The organism is Mycoplasma amphoriforme A39 (assembly GCA_000723365.1).
Taxonomy (GTDB): Bacteria; Bacillota_I; Bacilli_A; order Mycoplasmatales; family Mycoplasmoidaceae; genus Mycoplasmoides; species Mycoplasmoides amphoriforme.
On record HG937516.1, the window covers coordinates 226,779 to 243,967 of the forward strand.

Annotated in this window: 10 protein-coding genes; all 10 read right to left on the minus strand. The window is 34.6% G+C overall.

The genetic code is table 4. The features are described 5' to 3' along the window. Window position 1: 1 nt before the first annotated feature. The 10 genes from ABDB96_RS00890 to ABDB96_RS00935 all read right to left on the minus strand — a co-directional run bounded on the left by ABDB96_RS00890 (window position 2) and on the right by ABDB96_RS00935 (window position 17,184). Window positions 2-3,529, minus strand: coding sequence for a DUF3713 domain-containing protein (locus tag ABDB96_RS00890; RefSeq protein ID WP_343251637.1), 3,528 nt, complete (start codon window positions 3,527-3,529; stop codon window positions 2-4). A 180-nt stretch (window positions 3,530-3,709) separates the two neighbouring features. Further along, a complete protein-coding gene (locus ABDB96_RS00895; protein ID WP_343251638.1) occupies window positions 3,710-4,660 on the minus strand; it encodes an MSC_0882 family membrane protein in 951 nt (316 codons plus the stop codon). Between the two features lie 107 nt (window positions 4,661-4,767). Continuing rightward, complete coding sequence (locus tag ABDB96_RS00900; RefSeq protein ID WP_343251639.1) at window positions 4,768-9,345, minus strand: hypothetical protein; 4,578 nt, start codon at window positions 9,343-9,345, stop codon at window positions 4,768-4,770. A gap of 231 nt (window positions 9,346-9,576) precedes the next feature. Further along, window positions 9,577-10,977, minus strand: coding sequence for a Fe-S cluster assembly protein SufB (gene sufB, locus ABDB96_RS00905; RefSeq protein WP_343251640.1), 1,401 nt, complete (start codon window positions 10,975-10,977; stop codon window positions 9,577-9,579). Next, window positions 10,977-11,435 carry an iron-sulfur cluster assembly scaffold protein gene (locus ABDB96_RS00910; RefSeq protein ID WP_343251641.1) on the minus strand — a complete coding sequence of 153 codons (459 nt, stop codon included), beginning with the start codon at window positions 11,433-11,435 and terminating at the stop codon, window positions 10,977-10,979. Before ABDB96_RS00910 ends, sufB begins: the two co-directional genes overlap by 1 nt. Next, the gene (locus ABDB96_RS00915; protein ID WP_343251642.1) at window positions 11,419-12,642 is read right to left on the minus strand and encodes an aminotransferase class V-fold PLP-dependent enzyme; all 1,224 of its coding nucleotides are present in this window, start codon (window positions 12,640-12,642) and stop codon (window positions 11,419-11,421) included. The genes ABDB96_RS00910 and ABDB96_RS00915 overlap by 17 nt, the downstream gene beginning before the upstream one ends. A 2-nt stretch (window positions 12,643-12,644) precedes the next feature. After that, window positions 12,645-13,286: a SufD family Fe-S cluster assembly protein gene (locus ABDB96_RS00920; protein WP_343251643.1), complete on the minus strand. Its 642-nt coding sequence runs from the start codon at window positions 13,284-13,286 to the stop codon at window positions 12,645-12,647. Then, window positions 13,273-14,106: a Fe-S cluster assembly ATPase SufC gene (gene sufC, locus ABDB96_RS00925; RefSeq protein ID WP_343251644.1), complete on the minus strand. Its 834-nt coding sequence runs from the start codon at window positions 14,104-14,106 to the stop codon at window positions 13,273-13,275. The genes ABDB96_RS00920 and sufC overlap by 14 nt, the downstream gene beginning before the upstream one ends. A gap of 181 nt (window positions 14,107-14,287) precedes the next feature. Continuing rightward, window positions 14,288-15,661: an MSC_0618 family F1-like ATPase beta subunit gene (locus ABDB96_RS00930; RefSeq protein ID WP_343251645.1), complete on the minus strand. Its 1,374-nt coding sequence runs from the start codon at window positions 15,659-15,661 to the stop codon at window positions 14,288-14,290. 2 nt (window positions 15,662-15,663) lie between these two features. Continuing rightward, window positions 15,664-17,184 carry an MSC_0619 family F1-like ATPase alpha subunit gene (locus ABDB96_RS00935; protein ID WP_343251646.1) on the minus strand — a complete coding sequence of 507 codons (1,521 nt, stop codon included), beginning with the start codon at window positions 17,182-17,184 and terminating at the stop codon, window positions 15,664-15,666. Window positions 17,185-17,189 lie beyond the last annotated feature (5 nt).

A 17,189-nucleotide genomic window follows, 5' to 3' on the forward strand; every position in this document is an offset into this window, starting at 1 on the left:
TTTAATTCCTTGATTGGCTGTGGGCTCATCTTGTGGTTAATGCATTTAATAACCGACGATCACCAACACCAACGGTGCCGTTGGTACCATTATTTTGATTATTACTGTTTTGCCTAATTAAATCGGTAATCGCATTGCTTTGGGTGTCAGCGTTCATCGCCTGCATGACAACTATTGCTAAAAATTCACTTAAATTTAAACCTAAACGGTAAATGTTGTTACTTGTTTCGTTCGCACTTCACTGGCTAGATTGACCAAGTTGGTTCACATCTTGATAGTTAATTTGGGTAATAAAAGTTGGCAAAATTTTCGATTGATCGGGACTACGAATGGCTTGCAACGTTGCTAGTTTATCTGACCGATTTTGACCGATATAGCCACTAAAACGGTTAAATAAACCATCGTTAACTTTAGTCGTATCATTTAAAAGGGCAATTGTTTGGGCTTTTTTATCATTTAAGTTTCTACCAGTTATCGTATTGGTAGCAATTTGAGCTTCTGATGCTAAAAATTTAATAAACCCATCAAGTTCAGAAAGGAATGATAAATTTTGAACGTATTCAACAACCGTTTGTCGCGAATTTCCGTAAGGATATAAGGCACCAGTGGCGACATTCTTATCGTCCTTCACGCTACCATAACGGTCGAATAAAGTTTCTCTCAACTCTGAATAATTTAATGTATCTCCTCTTAACTTGACTCCTTCAAAACCATAACGTTTTGTGTTGTTATTAAGATTGGTATACTGATAAGGATTTTTGCTATCACTACCACGATCAGCCATTGATGGAGCGTTCTTGTGATTTTGTCAATTAACTGTTGATCCCCATAAATAGTTCGGGTTAGCAGCATATTGGGTTAAAGGATTATTAGATCCATTAGACGTATCATCTAATTTTTTATCAGCACTACTAGATACACTTCATAACGCTAATGCTTGGCGGCCAATTGCAATTCGCGACTGCATGATTGCCTTAAAGTTCTTTAAATTATTTTCTAATAACCATTTAATGGTATAAATCAGCGTGTTGTAATTCAAAGTATCATCGCTTGTTGTTTTTCTAGTAGTAAAAATGCGGTCAATGATCTGGTTAAACGAAGTGATATCAGCTGGCACACCATAACTTGATTTATCATTTAATGCCTGCCATAAGGTTTGCCCATAAACCGTACGAATTGTTTCTGGTAGTAAATCAGTCACATTTTTCGAAATCGTTGGGGTTGGTTTAAACGTCCCGTAAACGGAATTAGTAGTTGGTGTAAGATCAAAAAAACTCTTAAAGTCATTACTATTGGTGAAAAACGAATTCTTCACTAAGTTTGTCGTGTCCGCTGCAGCAATCGTACTATTAATTGCTAGATTAATTGGTAAGCTATAAAAACGATCGGTATTACTTCGCAGAATAATATTTTGGCTAAAACTACTTACTGAATCAGATTGTAAGTTTAATGCATTGGCTAACTTAATAGCCTCCTTTTGTAAATTTTCTTGAGCATTTTTTACTTGTTCAAAAATGTATTTTTTCGTACCCTTGGTTGATAAATCATCAGCTAAAACATTACTTTGCTTAAATTGGTTGTTTTTCCAATCATTTAACACCAATAATTGGTAAATTTCCTGTGACGGGTAAGAACCGTCTTCAGCTGCCACATCAGGGAGGCGTCCCGCAATGCCGTTGTTCGCTGCTTTATTATCTTTTTCGTTTGTTACATATTTAGCAACGCGTTCATTTAGTCTAGTACGAATTGTTGTTAATGTATCACTAATAGCTGTAGTAAAGCGTCAGTTTTCAAAAGCATTAACTAAACCAGAAATTTGTTGATCTAATTTTGTAAATTCATCACGGAACCGTTGAAAGCCCGGTTGGTTAAAATAACTATTAGGTTGGCGTAAAGCATTAGACAAAGCGGTAAATAATAAAACCGAAGAATTTTTATTAAAGAACGGACTTAGTTGACTGCTAATACTAAAGTCATAATTAAATTCCTGATGGGGGTCGTTTTTACCAGCTTCACCTGAAGACTTATATAATGAGCGGAATTTCAAAAATTCCTTTTGTTTTTCAATGTTTCGACCTGAACTAGATAAGTAGTATGTACCGCCATCAATTCCTAAAATGTGCACGCCGTCTTTACCGCGCGAAACAATAAATTTATCGTTGTAAGGTTGGCTACCATTTTTGTTTTTAGCACGAACAAAATCATAAATAACGTTTTCTGGTGTGCCATTGGTTTTTTGTAATTTTTGATATTCTGAATAAAAATTATTACCACTTACATCTTCAATTAGATTCTCATTATTAACTGGTCGGGTTAAATAACTTAATTTCGTGTAGGCACTATCAGGATCACCATTATTTTTTTGGCGAATAAAATTTTTGGAAATGTTATCGTTATCTAAATCGATTTGAGCACCAATTTTGGCTCCAAGAGTGCTATCAATATTATTAACATCTTTACGAATATCATATAAGTACTGGTTAACATAAGCATCCGTAAACGCCACGTCAAAAGTTGTATACATTTCGTCAGCACTCATCAATAACTTGCCACCACTATCACTAGAAAAACGGGAGGGAATATCAATTAAATACCTGTTATCGCCATCAGTTTTTCTAGTAACTGTAGTCACATATTGACTTAATCCGTTATTTGCAATAACTTGCTTATACGAACTAGATGGCGTGTTATTAAGCTGGTTATCACTAACCGGATTAAAAGTTTGAAATTCGTAGGAATTAGTTGGTGTAGCAACTAGTTTTTTATTAAAAATTTTATTAAAACCAATTGTTGGCGTTTGGTTAGTAAAAACAATTCTTGAAACTAAATTCGGGTTAACTTGCCGCACCCATTGGTCAAAAATCACATCTTGGATTTCAGCAAACATTTGCCTGTTATTGGCTGCACTGGCTTTTGTGGTATATGGGGTATCTTTTGTTTGGTTAGTAAATTTAATTTTGGACCAATTTTTTACATCTAGTAATTCCTTACTAGGCCGGCTAACAACTTGATTCGATTCATCAGTGTAATTTAAAAAACTTTCTTGAAAAATTAACGAATTAAAATCGCTTAAAATCCGGCTATTTAACTGATTTTGCTTTCAGCTTGCTTCAGAGCCCCCATTAGCATCTAAGACATCGGTTTGAAATCGGACTTGGTAATCGTTGCGAAATTGATCGCGTCGGGTTTGTAATTCATTCTGGTAATCTTGATTAATCGCATCGGTAAAAGTTTTGATTCGTTTGCGAATCGATTCATCACCGTTATCATCATATCAATAGCGTAAAACTTGAGCTAAAGCATTATCTAAAAAGGTTTTAAAGCCCGCACTTTGAGTTAATGCTGATGCGGTGATTTGCTGTGTACTTAAATTATTTCTAGATTCACCAAAAGTTGTTCCTGGTCTAAATAAATTCTGTAATGTTTGCTGGTTTGGATTGGCACAACTAGCAACAATCCCAGCAGATAGCAAAAGGCCAAATAAAGATGAATATAGTTTAACTTTCTTTAACTTTTTTAGTTTTACCATTTTTTACCTCCGTCAAATCAAAAGATCCTATTTGATCGATAGCATTTATTGGTAAATTGTTTCTAGTAATCAAATAATTATATCCGGATGCAATAAAAAAACAATAAATTACTTCTCAGGCTTAATTAACTGAAAAGTTTTTATTATTGGTCAATCCCTTTGGTTAAATTAATTTAATTATTATTTTTTGCGTTGCAAAATCCGTCTAACAAAGCGGTAAACAAAGACCCCAAGCAGCGAGATAAAACAAACAGTCGCAACAAAAATAATGGCGTTGCGTTTATTGATCCCTTTTTTAATCACCATAATATCAGCTTCGGGAACAACTTCTTTACCGTAATAGTTGTTCATTGAACTCGCCCGGTGGTGGTTTTTAAATAATGATCAAACGTGAAAAACTAAATATAATCCCAGAACGAACCCGGTCCCGCTAATCACATACAATGGTCACCAGTCACCGCTAGCATAAATTTTAATTGCCCCAAATTCGTTGATTCTCGTAGCACTTTGAATTAAATTATAGGCCCAAGCAACCACTAATGTGCAAATAATCACTAAACCGCCAATTAAATAAATGCCCGCACCAAATCAATTTAAATTTAAATAACCAGTGCGTACCCTCCGGTAGATTTTAATCATGTTCACACTTGGTTGGCGTTCGTATTTAGAAAACGAGATTTGTTGCGATTCAGAGCGTAAGGTTAAATAGTTATTAATCCCATGGTAAGCACAATACAGAGTAAATAATGCTAAGGGCAATGTTAATCACAGTAAATGTCAACTACGGTTGTGAGAATTAATTGACAAAATAATGGTTATCATCCCGCCAGCAAAAACCAAAAGAATCACAAACGCCCCTAATAAACCAGTAAACGCATGCTTTAATTCGTTGCGGTAGAATTTAGGAAACTGAGCATGCTGCAAGTCCTGGGTAACTTGTTGCTGCCGTTTTGGTCTTTTTTTATGCTGCAATTGGTTCCATTCATCAATTTCGGCAAGGTGTTGTTCGGTAGAAACTTGCCCGATTTCTAAGTAATCATCATAGCCTGATTGCAAGCCCTTTCGAGAATTACGCTCATAAAAAGGAATGGAATCTAATCCGAGCTGAACTGTGTTAGTTTGTAAATCCATAAATCCACCCTTCTTATTTACTAATAAATTTTCGAAAATTAAGGCTTTTTTGTATCATCAACCTTTTCAAACTGCTTAGTTAATCCAAATATTATCGCCAAAAATTCTTAACGTCTTAGCAAATCTTCAAGCTCATCAGTTAATGACGCATTAGCATCATATTTATCACTAAATAAAGCATCATCATCGCTAAATAAATCATCTAAATTACTGGTTGTTCGGTCTGGTTTTAATAATTCAAAGTCACGGTTAAAATAACGATCCATGGCTTTTAATGAATCTTGACCTTGCGGATTAAATGGTTTTAACAAATCAGAAGTAAAATTCGATTTTTCTGAAAATAAATCATAACTATTATCTAAATTACCAAGCAAACTATGACTATTATCTAACAAGCGTGGTTGGGTTTCAAACGGTAATGGCAGATTGTTGTTATAAAAACTAGGAGTTGCTAATTTACTATAAAAGGTTGCATCTAAAGCCGATAAATCACTAAATTCATTAAAGTCATTTTGGAATAGACCAGTTGATGGTAACATTTGGTTTTTGAGGTTAGGGAAGGTTGTTGGCACAAAATGGTTTAAACGGTTCCGGTAATCATCTTGAGCTTTCAATAAATTCCGGTAATTTTCTTCAATCATGTCTAAACTATGGTCACGGTAATCAGCACCTGATAGTAAATTTTCTAAGCGATTCGCATCACTAGCTAACTTGCTCATTCTGCGATCATAAACAATTTTCAGTTGAACTTGATTATTAGTTAAAACTTGCAAGCGTTCTTCGTTGGCTTTCATGGTTTCGTTTAAATGTTTGTTGTAATCATGAGCGTGTTGTAAACTATCAAAGTCTTTACCAGTGTTAAAGTTAGTGCCTTGTTTAAAATCAGACGTGATTGTTTTTAGCAAATCGGATTTTTTCGCACTAATACGATTTTCGTTTTCTTTAAATTCCAACCGCAATTTTTCATTATCTTGTTTAATGTTTTTGATTTCAATCTTAAGTTCTTTAGCGATTGTTTTGTAAACGTGAGTGGCTTCGGCACTAGCCTTGTTTAAAAATCCAACCATGTTCAGAAGGGTTTCTTTAATCTTGTTATCATAAGTAGTTGATGCAAACAGATCATCTTCAGAAAGACAACTTGGTTCACCAGAAACGATTTCAGTTGTTAGTGCATCAAGGTTTTCAGAAGGTGGGGTAAAGCGGTTAGTAAGGAAGTTAAATTTTTTCGGTTGCATTTTCGGTTCAAGGATAGTTTCGGTTTTGGTTACTTTTGGTACGATTTCTTCATTTTCAACTTCTTGGATATCATCAATTTCAATTACTGGTTTTTTATCTTCAACTGCCGGTTTTGGTCGCAAAATCGCTTCGTGGGCTTTATTGGCACGAAGTAGTGCTTGACTTGTACCTTCATCATCTAACATAACTACATCAGTATCATATTCAGGATTGCCATACAACTCTGCTTGGGTTTGAACTGGTCTAACGGGAACCATCACTTCTTCACGTTTTTTAATCAAGAAGTCTGTAACTAGAGTCGGATTAGATTCTTGTTGGTTTAAAGCAGTCATTGGTTTTGGATCTGGAGCAATTGGGGGAGCAGTACGGCTTGAAACAAATGTACCATTTTCATAGAAAAAGCCGTCCCAAACTCATTTGTTATCATCATCGAAATGACCATAATCAAAATTACCAATATAACTCTCCCAGAAGGCTTTCTTGATTTTTGGAGCTGGTTCAATTTCTTTAGTTTGCTCTGGTTCTAATACAACGCTAGGAACTGGGGCAACTGCCTCATCAGGTTCTAAATGAGCATCAGGTGAAACTTGCTGTTCTTCTAATTGAATTGAATCAAACTTGAATCCTGATAACGAAGGTTTTTTATTGAACTGGACAACTAAATCAGAATCATTAGTAATCGTGAATGGCAAATAGGGTTCAACTGGTTGCTCAGATTTTCCAAACAATGAATGACTTGGAGTAGCACTAATTTCATCATTCACAATTGTAATTTCTGGCTTGCCATAGTTTTCAAAAATTGAAATGTCTTGTTTGTTTGCAGATGGAGTTGATTGGGGAACTTCCATAATTTCATCAGTTTTTTGAACTTCTGCTAGACTTTCATTTAGTAAGACTTCGTTGAAGTGATCAGCGTGAGTCTTTTGATCACATTCACTTGCATTACTGCCAACAGCAGCATATCATGGTAGAGATTGATTAGATTCAAAAGAATTAGGGACATCAGTTATTACTGGTGTAATTTCTGGTCAAGTAACTGGTTCGGGCTCAACTTTTACATCATCAATAGATGGCTCGCTAAATTCTACCGGGGCTAATTCTAGATCTTTAGGCTTTTCAGGCTGAACAATTCGATCGGCAGGTTTAACAAAGACAACCGGTTCCAATTCATCAACCACTGTAAATGACATTCCTTCTGGTTCATTGCAAACAACATCTTTTTTAGCAAAAGTTGTCGCAAAACTTGCTTGCAAAGCCCCATTTTCCTCAACAATCACAAATTGATCAACAGTTGGTTGCTCTTCTGCATGGATTGTAAAATCCAATTGATTATCGTCTTCCACTAGATTTTGGTGGTCAAAGTTTAAAGGAATAAATGCTTCATCAACTTGTTGTTCTTCAGGTTCATTCGTTTCCGTTTTTGGCATTGTATCAACTGCTTCAACCGGGTCTTTCTTCTCATCAAATAAAGCAATTGTTTCATGGGCATCATGACAATCATCACAACCATGATCATCCTCAATCACCTTATCAGGAACAAACTCCATTTCCGGTTTTAAAGGTACAAAAATATCATCGACTGTAAGCGGTTCAACTTGGCTTACAGGTGGTTCAACGCTAACTTCTTCTTGCGAAGTTTGTTTGGAAGAATCGTTAGCAAATTCAAATGCTGTTGTTGCCGAAACCGATTCTGTGGCGGAAATAATTTCTGGAACAATTTCAGGTAATGCGAGTTGGTCTGCAACTTCACTTGTGTAACTAAAGTTTTCATTATTAAGCATCGGCTCATGGCTAATTGGTGCAAGAAAACTATCAGGTTGCACGTAATTTTCAGAATGGTCAACAATAGCAATAGGTTGAGTTTTACTATCTACTATATCATCATCTTGACTTGCCCTACTTGGTTCATTAGATTCGGCCTGATAAACAAGGTTAGGGGTAATGTGTTGGGTATGTGCATTTTCAAAAACATAATTTTCGGGAACAGATTTTTTAGCAAATAATTCTTTCGTGTCTGATGGTTCATTAACTAAAACAAAATCATCACTAGATTCATCATGAGATTTAGCTAGATCAATATCTACTGGAGAAACAGCAACTGGTTTTTCATCCTCTGGTTCACTGTTTGATTCATCAACAACTAACGCTGTCGGGTGCAATTGTGCTGTAACTTGTTCATCACAAAATTTATGAAAATCGTTTTGAGGATCAAAATCTTGTTGATAAGACGAATCAATTGCAGAAATTGGAATATAGTGGACATTAGGCTTAGAATCGACAACTTGTTCTTGGGGTTGTGTTGGCTGATGAGATTGGCTGGCAATTTCACTGTATTGTTGGTAGTATGCTTTTACCATGGCATCACTAACCGGTTCAACAGTTGAATATCGTTCGGTTTGGACAGAAACATTGCTTTCTGGTTGACTAGGGGCCGAAGTTGACTCATTAATTTGCGGTATAGTTACTAAGTCAGGCTTGATTTCATCGGTTCTTGATAATCCGATTTGGTCTTGGCTAACAGCTGCTTCTTGTTGGCTATTTTCAATGCCATTAATAACAAGCGGTTCTAGTTCGGTAACAGCAGTTGACTCTTCAGCATTTATTTCAAAAGTTTTGTTGTCAGGTTGGTAACCATTATTACCAATTAAACCAGTAATAAGTTGTTCACCATCTTCAAATTGTGATGGATCGGACGTAACATGATCAACTACGGGCAAAGCTTGTTCAGTAGCATCTTGTTCATATTGGTCAAGATAGCGGTAAGGGACTTGATTATAATGTTGGTAGTAATCATCCAATGTTGGATCAGTAACTAAAGTTTCATCTGCTTGCAAGGATGTAGTTTCCTGTACAGGTGGTAGTTGTTGTTCGCTTTCTTGTTCAATGGATGCATTGCTTTCAGAAGGTACATCATGCTGTTGCTGGTAACTAGCACCTTGGTTAGTAACTGATTGTTCTTGTTGCAACTTTTCAAGGTCATGTGTTTGTCGTTCATAAACCTCATCATCAATTACCGCAGGCTCATCATAAACCTGTTCAGCACCTTGTTGGGCTTGCACTTCGTATGCTTGTTCAGGTGAAGCTTCTTGTTCTTCTTCAGAAACTACTTCTTCATTTGGCTCATCACTAAAGAAAGAAAACGGATTGCCCTGCTCATCAAAAAGAGCCGAGATGTCATAAACATCGCCCGATCACGGATCTTGATATTCACCAGTTTCGTAATCATAAGAAATGTAATAACCGTTACCGTCAGCATCATAAGCAATTTGAATCGAACCGTCTTCTGGTAACTCAAACTCTTCATCGGCCTGTTCACCCGAGTTATCTAATTCAAGATCTTGATCAGAATCGCCTCACAAATCGTTAAAGACTGCTTCATTATTTTGCTGATCAGCACCATCGTATCCTTGATTATTATTTTTGACAGCAGGATTATTTGAATGAGCCATTTGCTTACCAACCTTAAGATAAATATTTGACACCGGCAATCTGTGATGATCTAATCCCTTCAACGAACTAAAGACAACTTAAAAACAACGGTGTACGATGGTTATAATTATACATTTACATTGACGAATTTTTCAAAATTATGATGTCAAAAAAGTAAAAAATGTGCATGATTTATCCTTTTTTATTGTATAAAAAGTTTTCTTAATAAATTTGAGTATTTTTAGGAAATATTATCCAACTGAGCCTGTCATGTCCATAGCAATCAACCGGTTTAATTCAATGGCATATTCCATGGGTAATTCTTTGGAAAATGGCTCAATAAAACCTAGGACAATTAAGTTTTCGGCAACTTCACGCGGAATTCCCCGGCTCATCATGTAAAACAATTGATCTTCACTAATATTTGAAACTTTGGCTTCATGTTCTAACTGCGAATCCTTATTGCCTATAATTTCGGTTGGCAACGTATCAGTTCGCGAAATTTTATCCATTAAAAGCGTATCGCATTCCACTTTACTACTAGAATGCAAGGCTTGGGGTTCAATTTTAACTAAACCCCGATAGATTGTGTTTCCCCCATTGAAGGAAACGGATTTTGAAACAATTTTCGAACGGGTGTGTTTTCCTAAATGAATCACTTTCGCCCCAGCATCTTGGATAATCCCTTTATTAGCAACAGCAATCGAAATACAATCAGAACTAGAATAATCACCAGCAAGAATCGTTGAGGGATATTTCATGTTGATTCTAGCCCCAATATTCCCATCGATTCACGACATTTTGGCCCCTTCATAAGCAATGGCCCGTTTGGTTACTAAGTTTAAGACATTGTCTGATCAGTTTTGAATGGTGGTATAACGAACAGTTGCATTTTTATGACAAAAAACCTCAACAACAGCACAATGCAAATTATCTGAACTATAAACTGGTGCCGTGCATCCTTCAACATAGTGACACTTTGCCCCTTCATCAACAATAATAATGGTACGTTCAAACTGGGCCACCTTTTCGCCATTAATGCGAAAGTAAGCTTGTAAGGGTTTTTTAATTTCAACATTTTTGGGAATGTATATGAATGATCCGCCCGATCAAAAAGCCCCATTTAATGCCGCAAATTTATTATCAGTATTGGGCACAATCGCTGCAAAATATTTTTTAAATAATTCGGGATGTTTTTTTAAAGCCTGATCAGTATCAGTAAAGATGACACCAGCAGCAAACAATTCTTTTTGAATATTATGGTAAACCATTTCCGAATCATATTGCGTTGATACGCCATTTAAAAATTTTGCTTCAGCTTCAGGAATTCCTAATTTTTTAAAAGTTTTTTTAATTTTTTCGGGAATATCTTCCCATTTGGTACTAGGTGTAGTTGCAGCTCTAGAAAACATGATGGCTTCATCATAGTTAATAAAGGATAAATCCGGACCAAAATTTGGATTGGGTTTTTTATTAAAAATTGCTAAGGAATCTAAACGATAACGTAACATTCATTCGGGTTCTTGTTTCTTTTTGGAAATTGCACGAACAACATCAGGCGAAATCCCTTTTTTAGTTTTGTATACTGAAATATCGCCATCGCTAAAACCGTACTGGTATTTTTTGTTTAAGATTTTTCTAGATATTGGCATTATGAATGGCTTTCCAAAAATTTTAATAAAGAATTAGTTGCAAGACTAGCACAATTAATTCTTCCCGGTTGTAAATACAATTTATCAAAAACAAAAAAGATTTCAGGTAAAGCAGATTTTAAAATCGGTTTACCCGTGGTTACAAGTTGTAAGAAATTTTCAAAAATTTTAATCGCTTTCGTTTGGGATTTTTCCAAAATGTTTTCACATAAAATTTCATTTGCTGAAATCGATATCACACAGCCTTCGCCACAATATTTAATGTCAATAATTTGATGATCCTTAATCTTTAAATAAAAATCAAAATTATCCATGCAAGAATTTGAATAGGCTTTTAAAAAATGGTAATCTTTACTAAGTTTTTGGGCAGATTCCTTGTCAATTTTAAACTTTGGATTTTCATATTTATCAATAATTAATAAACGTTTAGCATCATCATTTTTAGATCAAACCGACAAGGCTATCACCTACCTTAAATTCTTTCAATGCTTCAATCAATCGATCAATTTCGTTTTTAGTATTATAAAACATTAATGAAACTCTTACAAAACCTTGGGCGGGTGTTGCCATTTTTTTAGCAAGATGCACACAAGAAACACCAGCTCGAACAATAATTTTTTTTGTACTTAAATAATAAGCGATATCTTGAGGACTATAATTTCTATAATTGAAAACAACGGTCGGACTAACCGGATCAACATCTAGCAAACTAATCCCATCAACTTGTTTTAAGCTAGTAAGTAAATATTTTTTTAACGTTTTTTCTAAACTCGAAATTTTTTCATACGAAATTTCGTTTAAAAAATCAAGAGCTGCTCCTCAGCCAAAAATTGCGGCAACATTTGGCGTTCCCGCTTCAAACGCTTCATGGTTCTCTTTTAACAGCACGCTTTTTTTTAACGGATCATAGTCAAGATAACCACCGCCACCGTAAATCAATGGAGTTAGTAATTGTTGCAACGTTTTTTTGACATATAAAATTCCTAAACCGGTTGGTCCAAAAACCTTGTGAGCTGAAAAGACTAAAAAATCAACATAACCTTTTTTTAGAGAAATTTGGTGATGTTGAACTGATTGGGTGGCGTCAACAGCAACAAGACAATTTTGATTTTTGTTTTTAATTCACATAGCTAGTTTAATCGGATCAATAGCAGTACCAAATAAATTTGAACAACTAGCAAAACTAACAACTTTGGTTCTGTTAGTGATCGCCTTTAAAATCGGTTCAACAATATCCATTTCTGCAGTTTGTTTAACGACAACAAGTTTTGCCCCAGTTAGTTTAGCAACTTGTAATCATGGCAAAAAATTGGAAGCATGTTCGTATTGCGGAAGTAAGATTTCATCATTTTTTTTAATGCTTGCTTTTAAACCAAATGCGATTTGATTTAAGGCATAAGTCCCCCCTGGTGTAAAAATAATTTCATCATTATTACACGATAATAAATTTGCAGTTGCTTGTCGAATTAAATCAATTTTTTTACCGACGTGACTAGTATAAATAGAAGTGTCGTTATGGGGATTGTAAGTATCATTTTCATAATAATCTTGCATGGCTTTTATAACTGATTTAGGTTTTAAACTAGTTGCATTACTATCAAAATAAATTAAATCTTTATGGTTTTTAAACCACACAAATTGCTCACGAATTTTGGAGATAACCATACTTAGTTCGCCTCAAATAAGTTCGCAATTTTTGTTTGGTATTTGGCAATTTTTTTCGGATCAGGAATGGTCGTTAATGTCGTGTTAAAATAACCCATTAAAATTTGTTGGATCGCAATTTGTCTGGGTAAGCCTTTGGACATTAAATAAAATAAGTGATTCGGATTAATCCGACCAATGGCCATGGCATGAACGGCTTTCACGTTATTATCATCAATAATTAATTGGGGTTCACCATGGATTTTGGCATCATCTGACAAAACAACTCCCTTAATTTTTTGAGCAGTATTATTGTTATTAGTTTTGGGTTTAATATCACTAACGATTTGGACTTTAACAGTTGCTTTTTTACTAGCTACAACATAACATTGAAAATCACTAACGCCATAATCGCCACGATGATCAATTTTTACCTGGTAATTTTTGGTTCATGTTGCACTTGCAAAACTGGAAATAATGATTTTAACCGATGAATGATAACCTAGTTTAAGATGTAAATTTAAATCGGTTGGTTTTGTCAGCAAATCTAAAACAGAAATAGTAGTTTTAAAGTTGTCTGCAACGATGTAATCGAGGTAATTTTTGCTTTTTTTTACTTCTAAAAAAAGGTTTTTTTCAGCTAGTTTTGTGCTATTTTTTAGCATACATTTTTCCTAAAGAATCTTCCAAAATAAAACCATCGTGATCGGCTTGTTTATTTTCTTTAAATTCCACTTTAAATTCTTGGCGTAACCAATTATAGCCTTCTTGATCAATTTTTTTAGCAAGTTGGTAATCACCTGAAGTAATAATTGAGCCGTTAACAATCACAAAAACCTTGTTAGGTTTAATTAAATTAAACATTCTTTCATAATGAGAAACAATGATTAAAGTCCGTTCCTTGGGTTTTTCGGCTTTTCAAGCAATTAATTGTCCGGTAATAATCATTAAAGCATCGACATCTAATCCAGAATCGATTTCATCTAATAAAGCGAATTCAGGGTTAATAATTTTTAGTTGCAAAATTTCATTTTTCTTTTTTTCGCCACCAGAAAAACCTTCATTGACAGCACGGGTTAATAATTCTGGCGACATTTTCAAATCTTTTAAGGCTTTTTGAACTTTTTTGAAAAGTTCAGGTAGTTTAATGTTTTCTTTTAGCCGAGCGTTAACGGCTGCTTTAAAAAAATCAATATTTTTCACACCAGGAATTTCTTCGGGAGTTTGCGAAGCAAAATATAAGCCTAACCGGGCTCTAACATCGGTGTCTAACTTATTTAAAATCTGGTTTTTAAACTTAATATGGCCGCGAGTAATCGTGGTTAAATAATGGCCCATGATTGTTTTTAGTAATGTTGATTTACCATGACCGTTTGGTCCCATAATGGCGACAATGTCACCACTTTCAATATTGGCATTAACCTTGGTTAAAATTGGTTTTTGGTTAATTTTGACACTAAGATCTTTGATGATTAAACTGGCCATACATATCCCTTACTTGGTCCAACATTTATCATTATAGCAACACAATATTGATCTGTTATAAAATCACTTTAAAAATGGTCAAAACCAATAAAAATTAATGCTTAATCAGTCGTAAATAACTAGATTAAAACATTAAATTGTTTTATTTAATAAGTAAGTAACTGTTAATAATTTACTTTATTTATGAATCGAGTTGTAAATCATTAGTTGAGCCAATGAAATTAAACTTCTCAGGTCTAACCCCTTTGTACTTCCCATTCATAATTTCAAGAACCGAACGAACGGTATCTTTTAACGGAACAAAAATGCCTGGTTCTTTAGTGTAAGCTTCAGCGACAAAAAAGCGTTGGGTAAAAAAGTTTTGCAGTTGCAACGCTTTTTCAACAATAACTTTGTTTTCTTCATCTAATTCATCAAACCCTAAAATTAAAATAACATCTTCAAGTTCTTTGTACTTTTGCAAAATCGACTTGGCCTGAATAATTGCGTTAAAATGCTCTTCGCCAATGATATCAACATTAACACTGCTAGCATTGGATGCCAAGGGGTCAAAGGCTGGATAAAGGTTTTTTTCAACGTATTCACGCGACAATACTAACGCTGAATCTAGATGACTAAAAATCGAGACAGCGGCCGGATCAGTTAAATCATCCATTGGTAAAAATACGGTTTCAAAAGCCGTAATCGAACCTTTTTCAGTCGCTGTTAAGCGATCTTGAACAGCAGCCACGTCACTATCTAATGTCGATTGGTAACCACCAACTGAAGGTTTATTACCTAGCGAAGAGGAAACCTCATTTGCCCCCTGAATGTAACGGTAAATATTATCAATAAATAAAAAAACGGTTTCGTTTTGAAAATCGCGCAAATATTCAGCACTTGTAATTCCGAATGGGACAATATTCATTCTCGCTCCTGGTGCTTCATTCATTTGCGAAATATACATGATCGTATTGTGCATCAAGTTTGATTCTAATAATTCATGATAAAGTTCTAATCCTTCACGGGAACGTTCACCACTACCAATAAAAATTGAAGAAACTTGACCTTGGGTTTTTTGAGAATTAAAAATAATTTCTTTCATTAAAACGGTTTTACCAACACCAGCACCACCTAAAATTCCTAGTTTATAACCTTTGAGGATGGGAATGAAAAAATCAATGGCTTTGATTCCAGTTTCAATAATTTCCCGGTTAACTTTAAGCGAGTTTTTATTCGCAGTAATGGAATTCATCGGAATATAGCGAATGGCTTCAGTAATCAGATTTTGGGTTAATGCATTACCTTTAATTCCGAAAACATTGTTTTTGGCACCGTTACCCACGGGAACTAATAATGGATATTGGGTGTTTTCAAAAACATCGCCAATCTTGATTGGTTGGAATGAGTCAATAACAATCGCTAAAATTTTTGTATCGGATAAGATTTTTTTAATTTGTAAAATGTTTTGGTTTTTTTCATCTTTTAAAATATGATCGATTACTAAATCAGATGACGTTTTTTCAAACTCAACTTCAACTACATTCGTGTAGATATTAACAACTTTCCCAGTCACTATTAGGCCTCCATTTTTGAAATAATTGTCCGCATTTCCGCTTTGCTAAATTTAATAAACTCAATATCTAGTGGAATGTAATTATTAATCTTCTTTGCTGCAAAGTACTGGTTTAAAGCTGAAGCAAAATAATTGCGCATTAAGTCATTATGAAAACTGGTGCCATTCACAATTGTTTTAAAAATGGAATTAGCAACTGGATCATAATTAATCAAAGTTTCGATGAATTTTTTCGCCCGGTCCGTATCTGAGATGTATTGTAAAATACCCCAGGTAATTAGTTTAGCAGTAAGCAATAAAAAGTCTTCGCTATAAGTTGCTAGTCCTTTTTGATTCAATAACTTTTCAATTTCACGTCCTTTATAAATCAATTCGCTAGTTTGTTTATTTAATTCATAGTCTAAATTTGCTAAACGGATTTGTTTTTTAAAACCTAAATAGATTTTTTGAATTTCGCCAGCAATTAATTTAGTGGTTTGGTTTTGAACAGCGTTACCGGTTCGCGAAACCGATAAATTATAGTTAATGGCTGGAAGTTTTCCCTGAGCAAACAAATCAGAATCGGTAACAATTTGCCCATCAGTAATCGAAATGATGTTTGTGGAAATCAAACTGGTAATATCGTTATTAATTGTTTTGACAATCGGGATGCAAGTAATTGATTTACGTCCAATAAATCTACCGCTTTTTTCTAAGAGTTTAGAATGTAAATAAAAAACATCGCCCGGAAATGCTTCTTTACCAATTGGTTTGTTAATTAACAACGATAATTCCCGATAAACGTGAGCGTGCTGTGTTAAATCATCAAAAACAATTAAAACATCATGCGTATGGGAAAGATTTTCAGCATGAGCCATGGCAACATATGGTGCTAAAAATTGTTGGTAAGCACTAGTTGCTGGCGCTTCAATCACAATAGTATTAAATAGTGCTCCGTGTTTTCTTAAAGTTTCATAAACACTTGATAAATTTTCGCGCTTTTGACCAATTGCTACATAAATACACTTCACATTGCGGTTCATTTGGTTTACAATCATGTTTAGTGCAATGTGCGTTTTGCCCGTTTTGCGATCGCCTAGAACTAATTGTCGTTGTCCTAAACCAATCGGTGTAAATAAATCAATTCCTAAAATCCCCGTATAAAGTTGCTCTTGTAAGATTTCCCGACCTAACATATTAACGGGTTTAGTTCATAAATTCGCAATTTTTTGGATGTCATAATTCACTTTAAATTCTCTAGGTAAGATCACTTCGCCAAAAATGTTAATTATGTTGCCAAAAAATGCTGATGATGAATGAATAAATTTTAGATTGGGATTTTCGATAAATTCATCACCAATTTTTAAAATATCATTTCGCTTATCAACTAGTAAAAACGCACCCTTTTCAGTCGCAGTGATCAAATAAGCATTAATTGTCGGATTATTTTTGGCTTGAAAAAACTGGCCTTCATAAAAGCCATAACTTCCCTGGACTTCAACAACGTTATCTAAAATTGCTTTAATAGTTATTTTATTATTCATATTTG